Consider the following 20,852-nt stretch of genomic DNA (forward strand, 5'->3'; position numbering starts at 1 on the left):
TCTAAATGCGGGTTTAGGTTTAAACCTTGCAATAATTAGCATAACGCACTTTTCCAGCTTTGCCAGGTAACAGACCGACTTTCAGTCTGGTCCTAAATTCATCACAACAGGCCGGATATGACTATTTTTACACCTTCCGCTTTTCGCCAGCAGTTTCCAGCGCTGGCCGATGCTGGAGTTTATCTCGATAGTGCCGCCACCGCCCTGAAGCCACAGGCGGTGATTGAGGCCACTCAGCAGTTCTATTCCCTGAGCGCCGGAACCGTGCATCGCAGCCAGTTTGCAGCCGCGCGCGCCCTGACCGAGCAATACGAGCAGGCACGAGGTCTCGTCGCCCGCTGGCTAAATGCCGCAGACGATCGCCAGATCATCTGGACGCGCGGCACCACGGAAGCCATCAATCTGGTGGCAAACAGCTGGCTGTCTTCGCGCCTGCAACCCGGCGATGAAATCGTTGTCAGCGAAGCAGAACATCACGCCAATCTGGTGCCGTGGCTGATGGTGGCAGAAGCGAAGGGTGCCAAAGTGGTGAAATGGCCGCTGGGCGCGGATCGTCTGCCCGACATACAACAGTTGCCCGGATTATTGAATGCACGTACCCGGTTGCTGGCGATAGGTCAGATGTCGAATGTCACCGGCGGTTGCCCGGATCTGGCGCAGGCAATTCGGCTGGCGCATAACGTGGGTGCCAAAGTGATGGTGGATGGTGCCCAGGGCGTGGTGCATTGCGCACCTGATGTTCGGGCACTGGATATCGATTTTTACGCCTTCTCGGGTCATAAACTCTATGGCCCGATGGGCATCGGCGTGCTGTATGGCAAGGCAGAACTGCTGGAAGCCATGTCGCCATGGCAGGGCGGCGGTAAGATGCTGACCCAGATAGATTTTAACGGTTTCACGCCGCAGCCGGTGCCATGGCGCTTTGAAGCCGGCACCCCCAACGTCGCCGGAGTCATCGGTTTAAGCGCTGCCCTGCGCTGGCTTAGCCAGCACAATGCGGAAAAGATGGAAATGTGGAGCCAGCAGTTGGCAAGCCTGGCGGAAGAGCAGCTGAGCGCCCTGCCCGGTTTTCGCAGTTTTCGCTGTGGCAGCAGCAGCCTGCTGGCATTTGATATCGCGGGCATCCACCACAGCGATATCGTTACGCTGCTGGCAGAACACGGCATCGCCCTGCGCGCGGGTCAGCACTGTGCCCAGCCACTGATGGCGGCGCTGGGAGTCAGCGGCACGCTGCGCGTCTCATTCGCCCCCTATAATAATTTACAGGACGTGGACGCGTTGGTGCGTGCCATGCACAGCGCTGTGGAATTACTGAGTGAGTAACCTGATGAGTACATCCCTGCTCGCCCCGCACCCGTTTGGTGATCTGATTACGGAAGCCAGCCTGACGGAGAAATTCACCCATTTTCACCAATGGGAGGATCGCTATCGCCAGCTGATTCAGCTGAGCCGTCAGCTCCCGGCGTTAGCGGAAGAGTTGAAAATACCGGAGATTGAACTGAGCGGTTGCGAGAATCGTGTCTGGCTCAGCAGTCAGCTGCAAAGTAATGGCACGCTGCATTTTTATGGCGACAGTGAAGGACGTATCGTGCGCGGCCTGCTGGCGGTGCTGCTGACCGCCGTAGAAGGAAAAACGCCAGCCGCCCTGCTACAACAGGACCCACTGGCGTTGTTTGATACCCTCGGGCTGCGTGCGCAGCTCAGCGCCTCACGGAGCAGCGGTTTACAGGCGCTGGCCGACGCCGTACAACGTGCCGCACGCCACTACGCTTAATCCCCCTGGCGTGCCGCGCGGGCGAGAAATTTTTTCAGCGCGTGCGAAACCGCGATAAAACCAAAGGTGGCGGTCACCATGGTGGCCGCACCAAATCCCGCCGCGCAATCCATGCGTTTCGGGCCTTCGGCCGTGCTACGTGAGGCACAGACACTGCCGTCCGGTTGCGGATAAACCAGTGCTTCGGTGGAAAACACGCAATCAATGCCCAGCTTACCTTTGCTGTTTTTCTTCACACCAAAATCGCTTTTCAGTCGCTCACGCAATTTCGCCGCCAGCGGATCCTGAATCGTCTTCGCCAGATCGCTGACCTGGATCTGTGTCGGATCGATCTGCCCACCAGCCCCACCAGTGGTAATCAGCGGGATCTTGTTGCGACGACACCAGGCAATCAGCGCCGCTTTTGGCCGCACGCTGTCGATGGCATCAATCACATAATCAAAGCCGACAGGCAACAGTTCGGCGGTATTTTCCGGGGTGATGAAATCATCGATGCAGATCACCTCGCATTCCGGGTTGATCGCGCGGATACGTTCCGCCATCACCTCGGTTTTAGCCTGGCCTACTTTGCCATGCAAAGCGTGGATCTGCCGATTGGTGTTGGTAATACAGACATCATCCATATCGATCAGGGTGATTTTGCCGATCCCGGTGCGCGCCAGCGCTTCTGCCGCCCAGGAACCCACGCCGCCAATACCAATCACACAAAAATGGGCATCAGCAAAACGCTGTAACGCGTCCTGCCCATACAAACGCGCCGTGCCGCCAAAGCGTTGCCGCCAGGCGTCGCTAACCACTGTCATAACCAACCTTTTGTTCATGCGGACCTGCCAGCCCGCAGAGAAAATTAATTCGAACCTAACAACATCGAACCATTATTACCGCTTTGCGTGTTACTGAACAGCGGCTGGCCTGCTCCCGGTGCCGATTTTAGCACCCAGACACGGCCATAATGGTTATAGAAACCGGCCAGATGGGCGGCATCCGGACCAACGCCCTGATAGATGTCGAAATGCTGGCCTTTGATCGCGCCGCCGACATCCAGCGCCACCATCAAACGCATTTCATATTTACCGTTGAACTTGCCCTTCTCATTTAACTGCGGCACTTCCGCCAGCAGCGCCGTCCCGGCGGGGATCAGTGAACGGTCCGATGCGACGGAGGCTTTGGCAATCAGCGGCACGGCGCTGGCACCACGCACCGGTACATACTCTTCCGGTTTGAAGAACACGAAGGATTGGTTGGTTTCCAGCAACGCACGCACTTCTTCTGGCGAATGCTCCTGCGCCCACTGACGAATGGCCTGCATCGACATATCTTCGCGCTTCACTTCACCACGATCGATCAGTTCTTTACCGATGCTGTGGTAGGCCCAGCCGTTTTTACCGCCGTAGCCGAAGAAACGCAGTGGCCGGCCATCCCCGAAATCGACATAGCCGCTGCCCTGCACATCCATCATAAAGTTGTCGATGAGTGAATTGCTCCAGGCAATCACGTAGCGATCATCAAGACCACCACTATAGATAGAAGCGCGGCTTGGTAATTTTTGCCCGCTTCTGCGGGGTGGCATACGGTAAATCGGGTACTGGAATTCGCCCTGACGGGTGTAACGCGCCTCCACAACCGGCGTGTAGTAGCCGGTGAACTGCACGTTACCGTAGTTATCGGTGCCTTCCATCTGATAGGCGTTCAGACCGAACTGACGTAGCTGGCGGGTATCGCCGCCCGACATCAGCCAGTTCTCAATCGCGCTATAGGTGCCGGTATTGCGACCATACAACCCGGTAGACGCAGACTGGATCTGACGAACCTGATCGCCAAAGTCTCTGCCGTTAACCGGACGCCCTTTGGCATTGGGCTGATTCACCAGCGCCAGCGGCTCATCCAGCTTACCATCAATATATTGCTGACCACGGTCCGTAGGTTTGGAGCTACAACCCGCCAGCAGCGCGAGAAATGCGCCAGTAAGTGCCAGCTTTACACGATTTGCTTTCATGACCTTCTCTTTTTATCGGTTGTTTGCACCGCGACGATAGCAAAGGGGCAGCCAGAATGAAATCGGCCACCGGGTATCGCGTCCACAGCTGTATAGTTAATAACCTAACGGCGAATTTATTCACCAACTAACTGGAAATTTTGTGCTTTCTGTCAAAAAGGGGTTGCATCATAGCGAACCCGGAGTATAGTGCGCATCCACGGACGCGGGGTGGAGCAGCCTGGTAGCTCGTCGGGCTCATAACCCGAAGGTCGTCGGTTCAAATCCGGCCCCCGCAACCAACTCTTCTTAGTTATGAAGAGAGAAAATGTAAAAAGTCGCACAGCGACAGACGGACGCGGGGTGGAGCAGCCTGGTAGCTCGTCGGGCTCATAACCCGAAGGTCGTCGGTTCAAATCCGGCCCCCGCAACCAACTCTTCTTAGTCATGAAGAGAGAAAATGTGAAAAGTCGCACAGCGACAGACGGACGCGGGGTGGAGCAGCCTGGTAGCTCGTCGGGCTCATAACCCGAAGGTCGTCGGTTCAAATCCGGCCCCCGCAACCAATACAACCAGACACCTTAACGGGTGTTTTTTTGTTTCTGGCGTCCGGTAAATTGTGGCCTCCCTGCCACAATCCTTTAGCGATGCGCCAGCACCGCCCCTTTCTCAAAATACGCTTTGATGCCATGCAGAATGGCTTCCGCCACCTGATGCTGATAACGCGCGGTACGCAGTTTCCTTTCCTCTTCCACATTACTGATAAACGCGGTTTCCACCAGAATTGACGGAATATCCGGCGCTTTCAGCACCGCGAATCCAGCCTGATCCACCGTGCGCTTATGCAGGTGATTGATATGCCCCATGCGCGATAACACTTCTTTGCCGAACTTCAGGCTGTCGTGGATGGTCTGACGCTGCACCATATCGAACATGGTGTGGTCGAGGTAGCGATCGCCACTCATGCTGACGCCGCCAATCAAATCCGATTCATTCTGGGTTTGCGCCAGAAAACGGGCGGCGGCGGAGGTCGCCCCACTGGTCGAAAGCGCAAACACGGACGAACCCCGTGCCGCCCGGCTGGTAAAGGCATCGGCATGGATCGACACAAACAGATCGGCACGCTGCTTACGCGCTTTTGCCACCCGCACCCGCAGCGGAATAAACACATCCTCGTTGCGCGTCATATAGGCTTTCATATTGGGTTGTTTGTCGATCAACGCCTTCAGATAACGTCCCATCTTCAGCACGATATCTTTTTCCCGCGTTTTGAGTTTGCCATGGGCACCGGGATCTTCCCCGCCATGTCCCGGATCGATCATGATAATAATCGGTCGATCGCGTCCGGCTTTACCCGGCAGTGGAGCCTGGGCAGGTTGATCGCGTTCCAGATCGCCCTGGTTGTAATCCTGCAGTAACGCCAGTAAGGGATCCTCTTCCGGCTGTTGCTGACTGGGATAGAGATCCACCACCAGCCGATGTCGGATCCCGGCCACCGGTGCTAAGGTGAAGGTACGCGGTGCCACGCTGCGCTTCAGTTCCAGCACGATGCGTACCGTATTCGGGTCGAACTGACCCACGCGTGCGGTCCGGATATAAGGATCATCAACGCGTACCAGTTTATCGACCCCTTTCAGTACCGGATTGATATGCAGATTGTCGATGTCGATAACCAGACGATCGGGATTGCTGAGGGTGAACTGCTTGTATTGCAGGGGAACGTTCGATTCCAGCGTAACGCGTGAGTAGGTCGATGAAGGCCAGATACGTACTGCCACGATATGCTGGCTGGCCGCCAGACCACTGCGGCTGACACTGAGCAGCCATAACGCGCCCGCGCCCTGTAATAATCGTCGTCGTGAAAAAAAAGGATTTACTCCGGACATGACGCTCCAGCTACTGTGTAATGTCTAAAATATCGCCAGTTAAGTAAAAGAAGATGAAAACTTTATTCCGTCCATGGAGCCTTTTCACTTCGGAAAAGCCAGATAATGCAGGCTGTTAGCGCAGGTTGCATCAGGAAAATCGTAAAGTAACGTCAGGTCTGGCGCTTGCATTACGCCGCGATAAAGCATAAAAATACAAAAATTTCGAATAATCATTCACAGAGGGTTTGCCGTGAAGGAACGTAGTACCGAACTGGTTCAGGGTTTTCGCCACACCGTTCCCTATATAAATGCCCACCGTGGCAAGACCTTTGTCATCATGTTGGGTGGCGAGGCCATCGAACATGAAAACTTCTCCAGCATCGTTAACGATATCGGCCTGCTGCATAGCCTGGGCATTCGTCTGGTGGTGGTGTACGGCGCCCGCCCGCAGATTGACGCCAGCATGGCGCAGCAGCAGCTGGAACCGATTTATCATAAATACACGCGTGTGACCGATGCCCAATCGCTTGAGCTGGTGAAGCAAGCAGCGGGCCGTCTGCAGTTGGATATCACCGCGCGGCTGTCAATGAGCCTCAACAATACGCCATTGCAGGGCGCGCATATTAATGTGGTTAGCGGCAACTTCATCATTGCCCAGCCGCTGGGCGTGGATGACGGTGTGGATTACTGCCACAGCGGGCGCATTCGGCGTATCGATGAAGAAGCGATTCACCGCCAGCTGGATAACGGTGCCATTGTGTTGCTGGGTCCGGTTGCGGTTTCCGTGACGGGTGAAAGCTTTAACCTGACGTCAGAAGAAGTCGCCACACAATTGGCGATCAAACTCAAAGCGGAAAAAATGATTGGCTTCTGCTCCGAACAGGGTGTGACCAACCGCGATGGCGATATTATTTCCGAGCTGTTCCCTAACGATGCCCAGGCGCGTATCGATGAAATGGAGAATGACGGCGATTTTCTCTCCGCGGCGGTGCGTTTTCTGCGTGGCGCGGTGAAAGCCTGCCGTAGCGGCGTGCGTCGCAGCCATTTGATCAGCTATCAGGAAGACGGTGCGCTGTTGCAGGAGTTGTTCTCACGCGATGGTATCGGTACGCAGATCGTGATGGAATCCGCCGAACAGATTCGCCGTGCCACCATTAATGATATCGGTGGCATTCTCGAACTGATTCGTCCGCTGGAGCAACAGGGAATTCTGGTACGCCGTTCACGCGAGCAGCTGGAGATGGAGATCGACAAGTTCACCATCATCGAACGCGACAACCTGACCATTGCCTGCGCGGCACTGTATCCCTTCCCGGACGAGCAGATTGGTGAAATGGCCTGCGTGGCAGTGCACCCCGATTATCGCAGTTCATCGCGCGGCGAAGCGCTGCTGCAACGTGTCGCTTTACAGGCCCGCCAGATGGGCCTGAAGAAGCTGTTCGTACTCACCACGCGCAGCATTCACTGGTTCCAGGAACGTGGCTTTACACCGGTGGATATTGAGTCGTTGCCAGAAAGTAAGAAGAAGATGTACAACTACCAGCGTCGTTCTAAGGTGCTGATGGCCGATTTGCGTTAGCCCAGCAACCGCCCCTATCGTAGCGGCGCAATAAATCGCGCCGCTACAACCTCTCCAGCAATCCACTGCGGCGCTGGGTGCGCAACTGCACTGCACGCCGGAACACGCCATCATCGCTGTATAACGTCAGTTGCTCCCGGGCGCGGGTAATGGCGGTATAAATCAGCTCGCGCGTCAACACCGGTAAAAATTGCGCAGGCATCACCAGCGCGGTGTGATCAAATTCCGAACCCTGTGATTTGTGCACCGTCATCGCCCAGGCGGTATCATGTGCCGGCAAGCGGCTGGGTTGCACCGCTTTGATAGTGCCATCCGGTAACGGGAAGAACACCTTCAGTACCCCTTCCTCGTCGGGTAACGTGATACCAATGTCGCCATTAAACAACCCCAGCGCGCTGTCATTGCGCGTCACCATCACCGGTCGTCCCTGATACCAACGGCTGCCGCCCGTCGGACGACGGATCAACTGCAACTGAATCAGTTTTTGTTCAATGCGCTGGTTAAGTCCCTGCACGCCAAACGGCCCTTCACGTAATGCGCAGAGCAGCTGATAGCGGCCAAAAGCATGGATAATATCGGCGGGATCAGCCCGCCCAGCCACCAGCTGCAGATAAGGCCGATAGCCCTCCGCTACCTGCGCCAGCATTGCCTGATAGGCCTGCGTGTCGCTCAGCGGCTGACGGGTAATATCGCTAAAACCTGCGCCAAACACGCGCTCAACGTCCGCCACATCGCCCTGGTTCACCGCCGCCGCCAGCTTGCCAATGCCTGATTGAGCATCAAAGCGATAGCTTTTGCGCAGCAGACAGATGGCGTCCCGCACCAGCGGCGCTTCCGCGTCTTCCCTGCCCGGCACTTCACAGCCGGTGAGCTGGCTGAGCTGAGTTGCCCGTTCCGGGCTATAACCGGCTTCGGCACAGCGACAGATATCCCCCAGCACCGCTCCCGCTTCGACCGATGCCAGCTGATCGCGATCGCCGAGAAAGATCACCCGCGCCTGCGGCGGCAAGGCAGCGATCAGATTCGCCATCATGCCGAGATCGACCATTGAGGCTTCATCCACCACCAGCACATCCAGATGCAACGGATTACCCGCGTGATAGCGCAGGCGCTGCGTCTCCGGCTGGGCACCCAGCAGGCGATGCAGGGTGGTGGCTTCAGCCGGAAAAGCTTGCCGCTCCGTATCGCTAACCGGAAGCTGTCGTAGCGCTTTGCCCAATGACTCCGTCAGGCGCGCGGCCGCTTTCCCAGTCGGCGCGGCCAGCTGAATACGTAGCGAACCGTCACTCAGACGAATCAGCGCAGCCAGCAGTTTCGCAACCGTCGTGGTTTTGCCGGTGCCGGGACCGCCGGAAATCACCGCAGTTTTTTGTGTCAGCGCCACCGCAGCGGCAATCTTTTGCCAGTCCTCTGGCTGTACGCCAAACAGCTGGTCCAGCACCTGGCGTATCGCCGCGGGGGCGAATCGCTGCGGCGCGGCATCAGCACGAAAAAAGCGTGCCACCTGGCCTTCGTTTTGCCACAGCCGATGCAGATAAAGCCGCTGCTGCGCCAGCACGACAGGGGTGGCTTGCGCGCTATCGCTTAGCGCGGACCAGCCCTGAAATACCGCCAGCCAGTCCTGCGGCTCACCGGCAGTCTGCCAGATGGCCTGCGCCAGCTCAGGATGGCGACCATTAAATAATTCCTCACGCGTCAGTTGCGTCAGCGGCAGACAAACGTGCCCTTCTCCCGCTTCGGCACTGAGACATGCCGCGGCCAGCAGACGCGCAGGCTGGCTGTCATCAGCCACCAGACAAGCAAACTGGATATCAAGCGGACGCAGTAAACGCAGTTCCATCGCCTGAGTCAGCAATGCGGTCATGCTACTCATGATGTCACTCCCTGCCCGCGAAACAGGCTATCCAGTTGTGCAATAAACTCGCCGGATGGCCGGGTGTGAAACACACCATTGTCAGGCGAGCTGCCATCCATACCACGTAAAAACAGATAGAACACTCCACCAAAATGCTGCTCATAATCGTAATCAGTCAGCCGATGGCGCAGATAACGGTGCAGCGCCAGGCTATACAACTGGTACTGTAAATCGTAGCGGTGGTCGATCATCGCCTGAGCCATCGCCTGCGGCGTATAGGCGGTATGGCTATCACCCAGCCAGTTGGATTTGTAATCCAGCAGATAATATTTACCCTGCCAGCGGAACACCAAATCGATAAAGCCCTTCAGCATGCCCTGCACCTGACGAAAATCGAGGGCCGGGGCATGCTGCGATAGCCCATCATGGCTGCGCACCAGCGCATCCATTTCTTCAGCGCGCAGCAGGCCATTAATCGGCAGATAAAACGCCATCTCGACCAGGCGATGTTGTGGCTGAATACCCGCCAGATGAATTCCCTCAGCATTAAGCGGTGTACTCACAACCCTGGCAATCCAGTCACTGAGCATCGGCTGCCAGTGCGGCGGATAACCCTGCTGTTGCAGATGCTGCAACAGCAGTTCTTCGCTGGGTGGCTGGGTAAAATCCAGCGACTCAAACAGTTCATGCAGGAAAGTACCAGGCGCCGCGCCGCGTGGGAAATGGTGTGGCGTTAGAGCGGAAGGTCGTGGCTCGCCCGGTTCGTCTGCTGCCGCGTCCACATCAAACCCCGGCATCACTTCCAGCAAACGGCTGCTACCGTGCTGTTGTAACCCGGAATAGCTGGTCACGCGCCAGGGATCGGCCAGCACACGTGTCACTTCACGCGCATTTAATGTCGTCTCACTGACGGCCTGAGATTGCCAGCGCGTTGCATCAGCATCACCGGCAGGCACCACCTCAGTTGCTGCATCATTCATTTCTGCCAACAGTGTAGCCAGTTGCTCCGCCGTCGCGGCCTCACCGCGTTGCAGCAGAAAACCAAGCGCACTTTTATGCAGATCGCTAGCGCCCTCTTTCTTACGAGTGCCGCGAAACAGCGGTGCCACGCCAACGCTACAGTGATAAACCGAACGCGTCAGCGCCACATACAACAGACGCAAATCTTCCGCCAGACGCTCCTGCTCGGCTAACGCCAGGCTGGCCTCATCGTTTTGTAAATCCAGCACCGCACCAAAGCTTTCCCGGTCATGATACAACGCGGTATCGGCCTCACGGAAACCGGCGGCAAAGGGCAGCCATACCAGCGGATACTGTAAGCCTTTCGATTTATGGATAGTGACAATCTGCACCAGATGACGATCGCTTTCCAGACGCAGCTGCTGACTGGCCGCCTGGCTATCAGGACGGGCAATCTGCTGCGCCAGATGGCGTACCAGCGCATGCGGGCTATCGAGCTGGGATGCCGCCTCCTGCAACAACTCGCCCAGATGCAACAAATCGGTCAGACGGCGCTCACCGTTTTCCGAAGCCAGCAGATTTTCCGCCAGCTGCCGCTCCTGCATCATCTCGCGCAGCATCGGCAGCACACCACGTTGCTGCCACACCAGTTGCCAGCGGGCAAAAGTGTCAACCAGTTGATCCCAGCCGCGCGCATCCTGATCGAGCGCATCCAGTTGCGCCGCATCAAAAGCAAACAGTGACGTTGCCAGTGCAGTACGCAGCATCCGCTCCTGCTCCGGTGCCAGCACCGCCTGCAACAACCACAGCAACTCGCGCGCTTCCGGGGTGGTATAGACGCTGTCGCGATTCGACAGGTACACCGATGGAATCGCCAGTTGGTTCAGCGCTTCACGAATCAGGTTCGCCTCGTTGCGGCTGCGCACCAGCACGGTGATGTCCGAAGCCTGTACCGGGCGCAATGCCGGGGCTTTCCCCAGCAACGCACGCTGTTCATGACCCGCCTGCAACCAGCGGCTGATATCCGCCGCACACTGCTGCGCCATCAGTTGCTGGTAATCGCCCACGCTGCACCCCTCACCGGGTTGTAGCCAGAAGCGTAATGCGGCCTGAGGTTGCTGATCGAGATTCAGCGTCAATGCCTGATTTGGCTCAGCAAAGTGCACTGGCAAAAACGGAATATCGGCAAATAAAAAGGGCGCATCGAGGCGGCTAAAAAGCCGGTTTACGCTTTCGACCATTGGCGGTGATGAGCGCCAGTTGGTATCGAGGGTATAGTGGGCACTCACATCATTACGGGCACGTATATAGGTAAAAATATCCGCGCCACGGAACGCGTAAATCGCCTGTTTGGGATCGCCAATCAGCAACAATGCATGCTCTGGCTGGTTAACGTAAAGCGTGCTGAAAATGCGATATTGCAGTGGATCGGTGTCCTGAAACTCGTCAATCAGCGCCACCGGAAAGCGTTGACGAATTGCCTGTGCCAGCTGCGGGCCTGCGGGCTGTTGCAGGGCTTCATCCAGTCGGCTCAGCAGGTCATCAAAACCCAGCAGCGCGTGCAGACGTTTTTCTTTCCGCACCGCGCTGCGCACTTCAGTCAGCGCCCTGGCAATCACCAGATCGCGCAGAGAAATCGGCTGCGCCAGAAACTGGTCAATCGCGACAAATAATGCATGCTGGGGAGCGTCACCTTTTTTGGTCTTCTCAAGCAACACCTGCTGACCAAAACGCGCCAGTTCCGCTGGCACCTGATAATCATGGGTTTCGCTTTGCGCCCACAGCGAAACTTTGCTGATCCAAAGCGGTAGATTTTTGCTGCTGTAGCTGCGCTTATCGACCCCGGACTCGCCAATCAGGTTAATGACTTCTTCACCCACTGCCGCCCAGCACGCTTTGATGTCAGAAATACGCGCCAGGTTTTGCGCATGGCGTGCCGCCAGCGTTTCGTCAGGTGCCGGGGGAGACTGCAATGTTGGGGTCTCGCCCTGTAGCCAGGGGCGTAAGGTTGTCAGCAGCTGCTCCGGGCCGCTCCATTCCGCCACGATGGCTCGCGCCACATCCAGCGTCAGCGGATAGCAGTGGCGTCGCCAGAAATCTGCCGTTGCCTGTTTCAGCAACAGCTGTTCATCCTCGATCAGCTGCTGTTCAAACAACATGCCGGATTCAAACGCATTAAGGTTGAGCATGCGCTGGCAAAAGCCGTGAATGGTGAAAATCGCCGCTTCGTCCATCTGCCGCTCTGCCGCCAGCAGCAGAGAAGCCGCCTCGGCCGGTTGTGGCATTTCCTGTAGCAATTGCGCCAGCATCGGGTTGTTACTGTGCCCGCGAATGCAGGCCAGCCGCAATTCGTGGATATTCGCCCGGATACGACCGCGCAGCTCGGCAGTAGCCGCTTCGGTGAAGGTCACCACCAGAATCTCTTCAACCGAGAGCGGACGGGTATAAGCCCGCTCTCCCCCTAACCCAAGCAGCAAGCGCAGATAAAGCAGGCCGATGGTAAAGGTTTTTCCGGTCCCTGCTGAGGCTTCAATCAGCCGCTCGCCACGCAATGGCAGCGTCAGCGGATTGAGCGATTCAGGCAGTAAACTCATTTGTTGTCACTCTTCACCGGCAGCGACTGCTGCAACTGCGAAACTTCCTGCCAGGTGGTCCAGTCAGGCAACTGGGCATAATCGTCTTTCACCGTGCCATCATGGCTGCCGCCAATCTGTGAAATCATCGCCATGCCCTGTTGTGCCAACACTCCCTGATGGAAGAAATCAGCCAGGCCGGAAGGAGTCAGCTGTTTGATCTGTTCAATCACGTTTTCACGGGTATCAAAGGCAAAATTCTGTCGATTGAAATCACGGTTGTAGCGATTGGCTTCTTCATCCAGCGTTTGCGGACGCTGTTGCAGATCGTTGATCATTGCCTGTTGATACTGGGCAAACTCTTCCGGTTTCATATCACGCAGGCGTTGTTCGGCCTGCGGATAGAAGGCCTGGAAGCGCTGCAACAGGTAAGCTGGTTGCTTGCTGTTACTTTGCAGCAGGAAACCGATGCCCCACTGACGTCCCACCGGCATCTGGAAGGCAAACACCGCATAACCCAGCTGCTCCACCGTACGCAGCTGGTTATAGAACCACGGCTGCCCAATCTGGCTGAGCATGGAGCTGCTCGCCATGCTCTGGTATTCGCTGTAACCAAGCGGCACATAGAGTGCAGCCAGTGCCGAATCGGTGCTGCTGCCCGCTTTTTGCAGGTTGGCTTTGACCGGTTTATCAATCGCCACATAGTTGCTGTGCCAGTAGGAATGACCGTCACTCTGCAACTGCTGCTTCAGATCTTCGCCCAGCTGTTTGACCCGATCAGCAGAGAGATTCCCGACCACGATCATTTCTGGCGTGGCGTGGTGAATCAGCGCATCCCGATAGTCGGTTACCTGCTGCAGGGTGATATCTTTTACCAGCTTACGACGCTCCTCACGCTGGGTATAAGGAAGCTGCGACAGCATCTGCATCGGCTGAATCGCCAGTTCAAACGCTTTGCCTTTATCCGCCGATTCCAGCTGATCAAGATACCAGGACTTCGCCTGTTCCAGTTGCTGCTGGGTTGGCGTGAAGGTGGCGTAACCTTCCACCAGCTTTTTCAGCAGCTCTGGCAGACGCTGGGTGAAACCGCTGGCGTTAAACTCCAGACCATCGTTTTCAGCAGTAGAGAAACTGATCCCCCCGACTGATGCCTGCGAGTTCAGCTGATCCAGCGCCAGGCTGGAGAGATAATCATTCAGGCCAAATAACACCTGATGCTGTGCATCACTGATAGCCGCTTTATTTCGCAGCGCCAGGGTGATCGCCGCTTTGGGTTCACTGGCGTAGTACTGACTTGGCATCCAGAAAATACGCATGCTGTCGCCAGTGGTCAGCGCAACGGGATGGGTGTAGGTTTTGCCATCGGACGGCATGATGGAGAAGTCCGACGGGATATAAGGGTTCAGGGTGGGTAATGACAGCTGAATCGCACTGGCGCGCTGCTGCCAGTCACTGAACTGCGCATCGCTGATTTTATCGACCTGGTAAGGCGCATTAACAAAGTAGGCTTCTTTGTTATGCGGCTCCTGCGGGCTGATATACCAGATACGGGCATTCTGCGGCGTCATCTCCGCCAGACGCGCCTTGATGGCGGCTGGATCATAGTCATCGGCCAGATACGGGGCATCCAGCGCATGCTCAATCGGCACCCGCAGCATGGTATCAACCAGCCATTCGATGTAATCCATGTCGCGGGTGATGGAGGGATAACGGAAATCCAGCGCCAGCACATGGGCAACTTCATCAAAATAGCCTTTATCGATGCCTTTGCTACGCAGCATATCGAGATAGCTAAATATTGCTGCCACCACCTCATCACGCTGTGCCAGACCTTTGTCGGTCAGCGAGACGGTAATGGCAAACACGCCGCTGGTGCGTTCGGTCATCGGGTCAGCACCGGCATTGACACCATCCGCCAGCCCTTGCCGTTGCAGCCAGTCATTCAGGGTGTTTTTACTGCGATTCCCCAGCACGTAGCTTATCAGCGTGTCGGTCTTACTGCGGAAACGGTCGCTGTTATTAGCAATCCGGAACTCCACTTTCAGCTGCTTGCGCGGCTGGGCGGGCACGTAGTGAATGATGATACCTTTCTGCGCATCGGTCACCACCGGTACACTGATATCCGGCACGCTGGCCTGGTGATTCGCTACGCGACCAAAGGTTTTTGCGGCGATATCCGCCATCTCCGGCAGCGGTTTGTTGCTGTAAATCACCGCTTTCATCAGGTTGGCCGAATAGTGGCTATGGTAGAAATCAAGCAACGCCTGATGCAGCTGGCTGCCAGGTTTGTCCTTCAGCGTATCAAGATTTCCGCCGGAAAAACGCGCACCGGGATGCGCCGGGTTGAGGGTTTCTGCGCCCACCTGAGCCATACGCAGGCCATCGCGCGAGCGTGCCATCGTCAGCTCGGCATTCACCGCGTGGCGCTCACGATCGGCATTGACCGGATCGAGTAACGGCTCGGCAATGGCATCCGCCAGACGATCCACCGCCGGTTGCAGCGCATCGTTCTCCACTTCGAGATAGAACGCCGTGCGATAGGACGCAGTACTGGCGTTATGGCTGCCACCGTGTTTTTTCAGGAATTCTGCGAGATTATCCGGCTGAGGATAAAGTTTCGATCCCATCAGCACCATATGTTCGAGATAGTGCGCCAGGCCCAACTGCTGATTAGGATCGTCCAGCGATCCAATCGGCAATGTCAGTGCTGCCAGTGACTTAGGCGCGGCGGGATCGGAGACCAGCAGGACGGTCATACCGTTTGTCAGCGTTATCGCCTTATAGGCGCGTGGATCGTGATCGCTTTTACGAATGGTTTCATTGACTGGCTGCCAGCCGCGCTGCTCGTCAGCCACGGCAGTCAAAGCCGTGACGCTCAGCAGCAGCGCCGCTATCCAGCGTGCGTAAATCCGCATTTAAACCCCTTACGTTACCCTTTACCGCTGGCTGTGCACCCGGCGGTCAAAAAAATGACTTTTTATTATGGTGAGGACGACATCCTGTAGCATCGTCACCCAATTGCTATTCATCATCGTGATGCGCGAGACGCACCGGCAAATACCAGCGCCGGGCAGCATCAGTGATTGCCTGAAGTGCCGTGTCATCAAGCACACGACTCAGGCGCTGCAGGTAAGGATCACTGCCCTCACCTTCCAGCTGAAAACCACCCTGCCAGGCCTGTATCAGCCGGCTGCGTGCTTTTTTCTGCGTAATCTCGTCATCCAATAGCTGACGGGTTTTCGCATCAAAACTCGCTTCCAGCCAGGCTCCACCCGATTTGTTCAGCAGCATAAGCGGCTGTGCCAATCCGGTCTGATACCCGGCCATATACTCCTGCAACAGGCTCAGCGCCTGCTCTCTGCTAATCGCGCTAAAACGCCAGCGACTTTGTTTACGACCATACATACGGCTTTCACCGCTGCCACCCAGGGCACAATAAACCAGATGCTCCAGCCACAGCAGTAAGCCATCATTCATATTGAGCACACCGGGACGCCAGCGCAGCAGTCCATCAGCTTGCACCTGAGTTAGCCAGCCGGTCAACTGCACATCACCCAACGGCAGATCCACCTCCCAGCTTTCCGCTGCCTGGCGCTGTCCACTGACTTCAGCCGCAACTTCCTGCATCTCTTCGGTCTGGCTTTGCCAGAAAAGTTCCCCAAATGCGCCATAAGGAAGATTTCCTGCTACACGATGGCGGGCATACAGCTGCGTCGGATCCTCACCTGCCACCAGGGTATTCAGTAACTGCGCGTTGATCTGATAGCGTTCAAGGCTGTCGGGAGAGAATGGTTCGCTGTCAGGCAATTCACTCTCTTCCATCCAGAAAGCCACGCCCAGACGCTGTTGAAACCAGGCGCGTACCGGATGACGCCAGAAACGGAGCAACTGTTCCAGCGACACTGTGGTCACCGGCATCGCAGCCAGCGGCTGGACGAAGTCCGGTTGTGCCTCTCCCTGCCCGGCAGCGGCAGGCAACCACTCTGCGGCAAAACTTTGCCCATAGCTGCCCGGCTGGAAATTTTCTGCGGCAAACGGCATCCGGCTATGCAGCGTTTGTAAATGTTCACGTACCCGCTGCTCGCTGATATCCGGTTCGGCCCCTTCATCCCCCGGCAGGCAGAAACTCTGGCCAAGATAATCAATCAGTTCCGTCACCAGCACCGATGGATAACGCTCGGTATTGTCCTGAATGGCACGCCCGATATAGCTGATATACAACTGTTCCTGGGCCGAAATCAGCGCTTCGAGGAACAGATAACGGTCATCGTCTCGTCGGCTGCGATCTCCTTTGCGCATTTGTTGCTGCATCAGGTCAAAGCCCAGTGGTGCCAGCGTGCGCGGATAGACACCGTCGTTCATGCCCAACAGGCATACCACTTTGAAGGGTATTGAACGCATGGGCATCAGCGTACAGAAATTAACCGGACCGGCAAGAAAACGCTGGCTGATACGTTGCTGATCGAGACGTGAACGCAGTTCATCGCGCAGTAACGTGACCGGAATCGGCTGGGCATACGCCGCCTGCATGCCTTGCTCAATAATCTGCTTCCACTGGTTTTCCACCAGCATCAACGCCGCTTCACTTTCGCTATCGCCGCTAAAGAAGCTATCCATTAATTCACGGCATAACGGCAGCCAGTCGTTAAGGGGTCGTTCCTGTGCCAGCCGTGCGCGCCAGGCCTCCAGCCGTGAAAGCAACTCCGCCAGATGGCCCGCCAGTTCGGCAATCAATCCGGTGGATTCGTCATAAGGCAGAATCCCCTGCCAGTCACCGTTCTGGCTTTCCAGTGCGTAACCCAGAAGCATGCGTTGCAAACCAAAACGCCAGGTGTGCTGGCCGGTGACAGGCAGTGCCAGTGCCTCGACGCTGGCATCATCCAGCCCCCAGCGAATCCCGGACTCCATCACCCAGCGACGCAGCAGGCGTAAGCCGCTTTCATCTACTGAGAAGCGCTGCGCCAGCGCCGGTACTTCCAGCAACGCCAGCACCTCTTCCGAAGCAAAACGGCTTTCCGGTAACGACAACAAGCTCAACAACGCCAGAATTGCCGGATGAGCCTGACTGGCCCTGCGGTCAGAGATGGCAAACGGCAGATAGCGGGATGAGGGGGCGCTGGCGAACGCCGCCTGGATAAAGGGCGCGTAACTGTCGATATCTGCCACCATCACGATAATATCGCGCGGTTTCAGTTGCGGATCGGCCTCCATCAGGGCTAATAAATGATCCTGTAGCACTTCGACTTCGCGCTGTGCGCTGTGGCAAACCTGAATCGTCAGCGAGCGATCCTGTGGATCCAGCAGGCGCTTGCCCTGGCTGCCTGCCAGCTCTCCGGCACTCACACCAATCACCGCATTATCTTCCAGGTTGAGTAAATCAGCCTGCAACGCGTGTAGCAGATTATCGGGAGGGATATCGACAAAGGCATCGATATCGTTAGCGGCAGATTCCATCTGGCTGAGCAGAAACAGGTTATCGCGCCCCAGCTTGCCCCACGAAGCCAGCAGCGGATTGGTTAACTGTTGCTCACCAGATTCATTAAACAGCGCGGACGCTGCCGCAGGATCACGAAACAGGGGTTGCTGTTCATCGGAATGAATACGGCGACGCTTGCGGCTCTGGAGTTTAGCCAAAAACGCATAATCCTGAATGTCCCCCCAGTAATCACGGCAGGGATTGGTGAACAACAGATGAATATCGATATGGCGACCCAGCGCTTCCAGGGCCTGTAAATACACGGGCGGGAGCGCAGAGATGCCGCAGATAAACACCCGTTGTGGCAGACCTGGCGGTGGGCTGCTGGCCTGCTCCAGCGTCTGGATAAAGCGAGCATATAAATTGGCACGATGCCACAGCGGCTGACCGAGGCTGGCAGTAAAACTGACCAGATCACACCATAACGCCGCCTGCCACTGCTGCGACTCCCCTAAGCCTTCGATCAACTCACCACGTTCCCAGCTGTTAAGCCAGTCAGCGCGATACACCAGATACTGGTCAAACAAGTCGGCGACACGGGCGCTGAGTTGATACAGCTTGCGCTTATCCGCATCGTCATGCAGGTAGTGACGCAGCGACTGAAAGGCGTCCTGCTCCAGCAACGCGGGCAGACGATGCATCAATTTCCAGCTCATGCTGGCTTTGGTAAAGGCACTTTCCCTGGGAATATCCGGCAGCACCTGCACAAACATGTTCCAGATAAAGGTCGCGGGCAGCGGGAAATCAATGTTCGCCGCAATGCCAAAGCTGTGCGCCAGTTCCATCTGTAACCATTGCGCCATACCGGGGCTTTGCACCAGCACCTGCTCAGCAGCAAGTGGATCGGTAAGCGGTTGGTTTTCAATCAGAATTCCAGCCAGATTTTTAAGCAGGTCAAGCTGATTGGAGTGGTAAACCCGGAACATGAAGTCTCCCATAGAAAAGTAAAACTGCGCAGCCTGGTCACTCTACCCTGTATCGCCTGGGATGCCTACCGCAAGGACGCAATCAGGGAGAAGGACAATTCAGCCGCGCCAGTGAAGCCTCGCGCTGTTGCGGGCTGCTAACGGTCACCCGTTCCAGTATGCAGCTGCCTGGCTGAGGTTGCTGCTGGCGCTGAATTCGCCAGCCTGCAACTTCGCGACCAAGCAACGCCTGGCCTGCAACCTGCCATGCCTGACGCTGCTGCCATTGCTGGCTAAAACCCAGCGCCAGCGCCCGATGATAATGCAGCAGCGCGCTGATGCTCATCGCCAGCAGCAGCATCGCCACCAGCGTTTCCGCCAGGCTGAATCCTTGCTGCTGCCTGACACAACGCGGCGTCCGCCAGCGGGCAGTAATCAATCCAGCCATGTGCCCGGAACCTGATTTGATTTCCCTGTAACGAGACCCAGTGCCAGAGCGCCAGCTCGCGCCCGGTACCACTTCCCTGTAATAACCCACGGTCATCCTCCATGCGTAGCAGACAGCTGCGCCACTGCTCCGTCTCCCACCACTGGCATTGCCAGCCCGGCGTCTGCGGCCAATGCTGTACTTTGCCCCATTGCAACGCCCCGGCAGCCCGCCAGAAATCCTGGTGATGCTGCTGTTCATCAGCGACCAGAACCATATCCTGCGCCAGTCGGGTACGGGTGGCATGTAAGGTTAGCCCGCCCATCAATAGCACCATCAGCACCATACCCAGAGTGCTATTACCCGCCTGTTTCACAGGTTTTCTCCCATCACCCAGCTCTCCAGTGCCACCGATTGCTTACCCGCTTTGCCCGTCAGTTGTACGATCAGACGCTCTGCCTGGCGCTCGACTCTGAAGTGGGTAACGGTCAGAAATTCAGGATCGGTTAAACGTTCCCAGCCTGCGCTATTGCATTCATCGACACCACGCTGCATCTCGACCTGGCCGCTGCGTAAGCGATAGCCATAGAAATCGCTATCGCTATGGCCGACACCTTCCCAGCGACCATTACTGTTTTCATCCCAGCGCAGCAGGATACAGCTGCCGTTTTCACTTAACGTGAGCGCCGGACCGCTACACTCGCCGTTGCAGTAACCCGCGCGGCGCAGTGCCTTTTGCAGCGTTTGCGTGATTTGCTGTAGCTCCTGCTGCAACTGGACTCGCTGCTGTAAACCCAGATTTTCCGCCAGCAGCAGCGGCAAAAACCGCCCCACGCTGAGCATCAGTACCGCCCCAACCGCCATCGCAATCAGCATTTCCAGCAGGCTGAACCCCGCCTGCCTTATTCGCATCCCTTCTCTCCCGCCGGACAGGCACGAATGCGCGCGCGGGCTGAGATAATCACCCGCCAGCGCCCGGCGCTGCTTTCAATATCAATGCTGCCTGCCCTGGCGACATCACGGCGGCCGTAAAAGCCGGGTTCGCCCGTGATACTGACGAGGCGCACGCCCGCATGTGGTGGTGTAAAGATCCAGCGTGATGCTGACAGGCATCCGTCCACCGGGTGCGTTCCGCTGCCGATACAACCAGGATCACCGGATTGCAGCCACAGGCTGGCATCCGTGTTATGCCAGCTGGCATAGGCACGCAGCCGCAGTAAAAAGCCCTGGAGTTGTAGTACGCTTTCCCGTAACTGCTGATGCTGCTGCCAGCGTTGCCAGCCCTGTAAAGTACCGAGGCTGAGCACGCCAGCGATCACCATCACCAGTAATAACTCCGGCAGGGTAAAGCCGTTTTCATCGTTTCTGTTCATGGCCATCAGGCTGCGCTGAAGGCCTTAACGGCTCAAGCAGGAAAACAGCATTCTGGAAAAGCGGGCGCAGGAAAAGAGAGGGAGATG

At 56.7% G+C, this 20,852-nt stretch carries 14 protein-coding genes and 3 tRNA genes; 6 read left to right on the plus strand and 11 right to left on the minus strand.

Annotated elements, in window-relative coordinates; all coding sequences use genetic code 11:
* Positions 1-117: 117 nt before the first annotated feature.
* Together csdA and csdE are read left to right on the plus strand one after the other, a co-directional pair.
* Positions 118-1,323: a cysteine desulfurase CsdA gene (csdA, locus tag AC6I8X_RS15750; RefSeq protein ID WP_497840079.1), complete on the plus strand. Its 1,206-nt coding sequence runs from the start codon at positions 118-120 to the stop codon at positions 1,321-1,323.
* Between the two features lie 4 nt (positions 1,324-1,327).
* Complete coding sequence (csdE, locus tag AC6I8X_RS15755) at positions 1,328-1,774, plus strand: cysteine desulfurase sulfur acceptor subunit CsdE (protein ID WP_497840080.1); 447 nt, start codon at positions 1,328-1,330, stop codon at positions 1,772-1,774.
* Here csdE and tcdA read toward each other — a convergent pair.
* Positions 1,771-2,577: a tRNA cyclic N6-threonylcarbamoyladenosine(37) synthase TcdA gene (gene tcdA, locus AC6I8X_RS15760; RefSeq protein ID WP_313686524.1), complete on the minus strand. Its 807-nt coding sequence runs from the start codon at positions 2,575-2,577 to the stop codon at positions 1,771-1,773. The genes csdE and tcdA overlap by 4 nt on opposite strands.
* 44 nt (positions 2,578-2,621) lie before the next feature.
* Positions 2,622-3,770 carry a murein transglycosylase A gene (gene mltA / locus AC6I8X_RS15765; RefSeq protein WP_313686526.1) on the minus strand — a complete coding sequence of 383 codons (1,149 nt, stop codon included), beginning with the start codon at positions 3,768-3,770 and terminating at the stop codon, positions 2,622-2,624.
* 204 nt (positions 3,771-3,974) lie between these two features.
* Here mltA and AC6I8X_RS15770 point away from each other — a divergent pair.
* The 3 genes from AC6I8X_RS15770 (at position 3,975) to AC6I8X_RS15780 (ending at position 4,315) form a co-directional block, all read left to right on the plus strand.
* Positions 3,975-4,051: transfer RNA gene (locus AC6I8X_RS15770), tRNA-Met, on the plus strand.
* Between the two features lie 55 nt (positions 4,052-4,106).
* Positions 4,107-4,183: transfer RNA gene (locus AC6I8X_RS15775), tRNA-Met, on the plus strand.
* A 55-nt stretch (positions 4,184-4,238) separates the two neighbouring features.
* A tRNA-Met gene (locus tag AC6I8X_RS15780) sits at positions 4,239-4,315 on the plus strand.
* A gap of 75 nt (positions 4,316-4,390) precedes the next feature.
* On the opposite strand, the gene amiC is transcribed toward AC6I8X_RS15780, so the two are convergent.
* Positions 4,391-5,635 carry an N-acetylmuramoyl-L-alanine amidase AmiC gene (gene amiC, locus AC6I8X_RS15785; protein ID WP_299460225.1) on the minus strand — a complete coding sequence of 415 codons (1,245 nt, stop codon included), beginning with the start codon at positions 5,633-5,635 and terminating at the stop codon, positions 4,391-4,393.
* A 232-nt stretch (positions 5,636-5,867) separates the two neighbouring features.
* On the opposite strand from amiC, the gene argA reads away from it, so the two are divergent.
* Positions 5,868-7,196, plus strand: a complete 1,329-nt coding sequence (argA, locus tag AC6I8X_RS15790; protein ID WP_299460223.1) for an amino-acid N-acetyltransferase — start codon at positions 5,868-5,870, stop codon at positions 7,194-7,196.
* 43 nt (positions 7,197-7,239) lie between these two features.
* On the opposite strand, the gene recD is transcribed toward argA, so the two are convergent.
* The 8 genes from recD to AC6I8X_RS15830 form a co-directional block, all read right to left on the minus strand.
* Positions 7,240-9,069 (minus strand): exodeoxyribonuclease V subunit alpha, encoded by a 1,830-nt coding sequence (gene recD / locus AC6I8X_RS15795; protein ID WP_497840081.1) that lies wholly within the window; start codon positions 9,067-9,069, stop codon positions 7,240-7,242.
* A complete protein-coding gene (recB, locus tag AC6I8X_RS15800; protein WP_497840082.1) occupies positions 9,066-12,605 on the minus strand; it encodes an exodeoxyribonuclease V subunit beta in 3,540 nt (1,179 codons plus the stop codon). Before recB ends, recD begins: the two co-directional genes overlap by 4 nt.
* Positions 12,602-15,499 (minus strand): pitrilysin, encoded by a 2,898-nt coding sequence (gene ptrA / locus AC6I8X_RS15805; RefSeq protein WP_497840083.1) that lies wholly within the window; start codon positions 15,497-15,499, stop codon positions 12,602-12,604. Before ptrA ends, recB begins: the two co-directional genes overlap by 4 nt.
* 106 nt (positions 15,500-15,605) lie before the next feature.
* Positions 15,606-18,986 (minus strand): exodeoxyribonuclease V subunit gamma, encoded by a 3,381-nt coding sequence (gene recC, locus AC6I8X_RS15810; protein WP_497840084.1) that lies wholly within the window; start codon positions 18,984-18,986, stop codon positions 15,606-15,608.
* An 82-nt stretch (positions 18,987-19,068) separates the two neighbouring features.
* A complete protein-coding gene (locus AC6I8X_RS15815; protein ID WP_313689155.1) occupies positions 19,069-19,332 on the minus strand; it encodes a prepilin-type N-terminal cleavage/methylation domain-containing protein in 264 nt (87 codons plus the stop codon).
* Complete coding sequence (locus AC6I8X_RS15820; RefSeq protein ID WP_497840085.1) at positions 19,259-19,768, minus strand: DUF2509 family protein; 510 nt, start codon at positions 19,766-19,768, stop codon at positions 19,259-19,261. Before AC6I8X_RS15820 ends, AC6I8X_RS15815 begins: the two co-directional genes overlap by 74 nt.
* Positions 19,765-20,304 carry a prepilin peptidase-dependent protein gene (locus tag AC6I8X_RS15825; RefSeq protein ID WP_299460207.1) on the minus strand — a complete coding sequence of 180 codons (540 nt, stop codon included), beginning with the start codon at positions 20,302-20,304 and terminating at the stop codon, positions 19,765-19,767. The genes AC6I8X_RS15820 and AC6I8X_RS15825 overlap by 4 nt, the downstream gene beginning before the upstream one ends.
* Complete coding sequence (locus tag AC6I8X_RS15830) at positions 20,295-20,765, minus strand: prepilin-type N-terminal cleavage/methylation domain-containing protein (RefSeq protein ID WP_313689160.1); 471 nt, start codon at positions 20,763-20,765, stop codon at positions 20,295-20,297. The genes AC6I8X_RS15825 and AC6I8X_RS15830 overlap by 10 nt, the downstream gene beginning before the upstream one ends.
* Positions 20,766-20,852 lie beyond the last annotated feature (87 nt).

Source organism: Pantoea sp. X-Soil-TKNS-1280, from assembly GCF_059730475.1.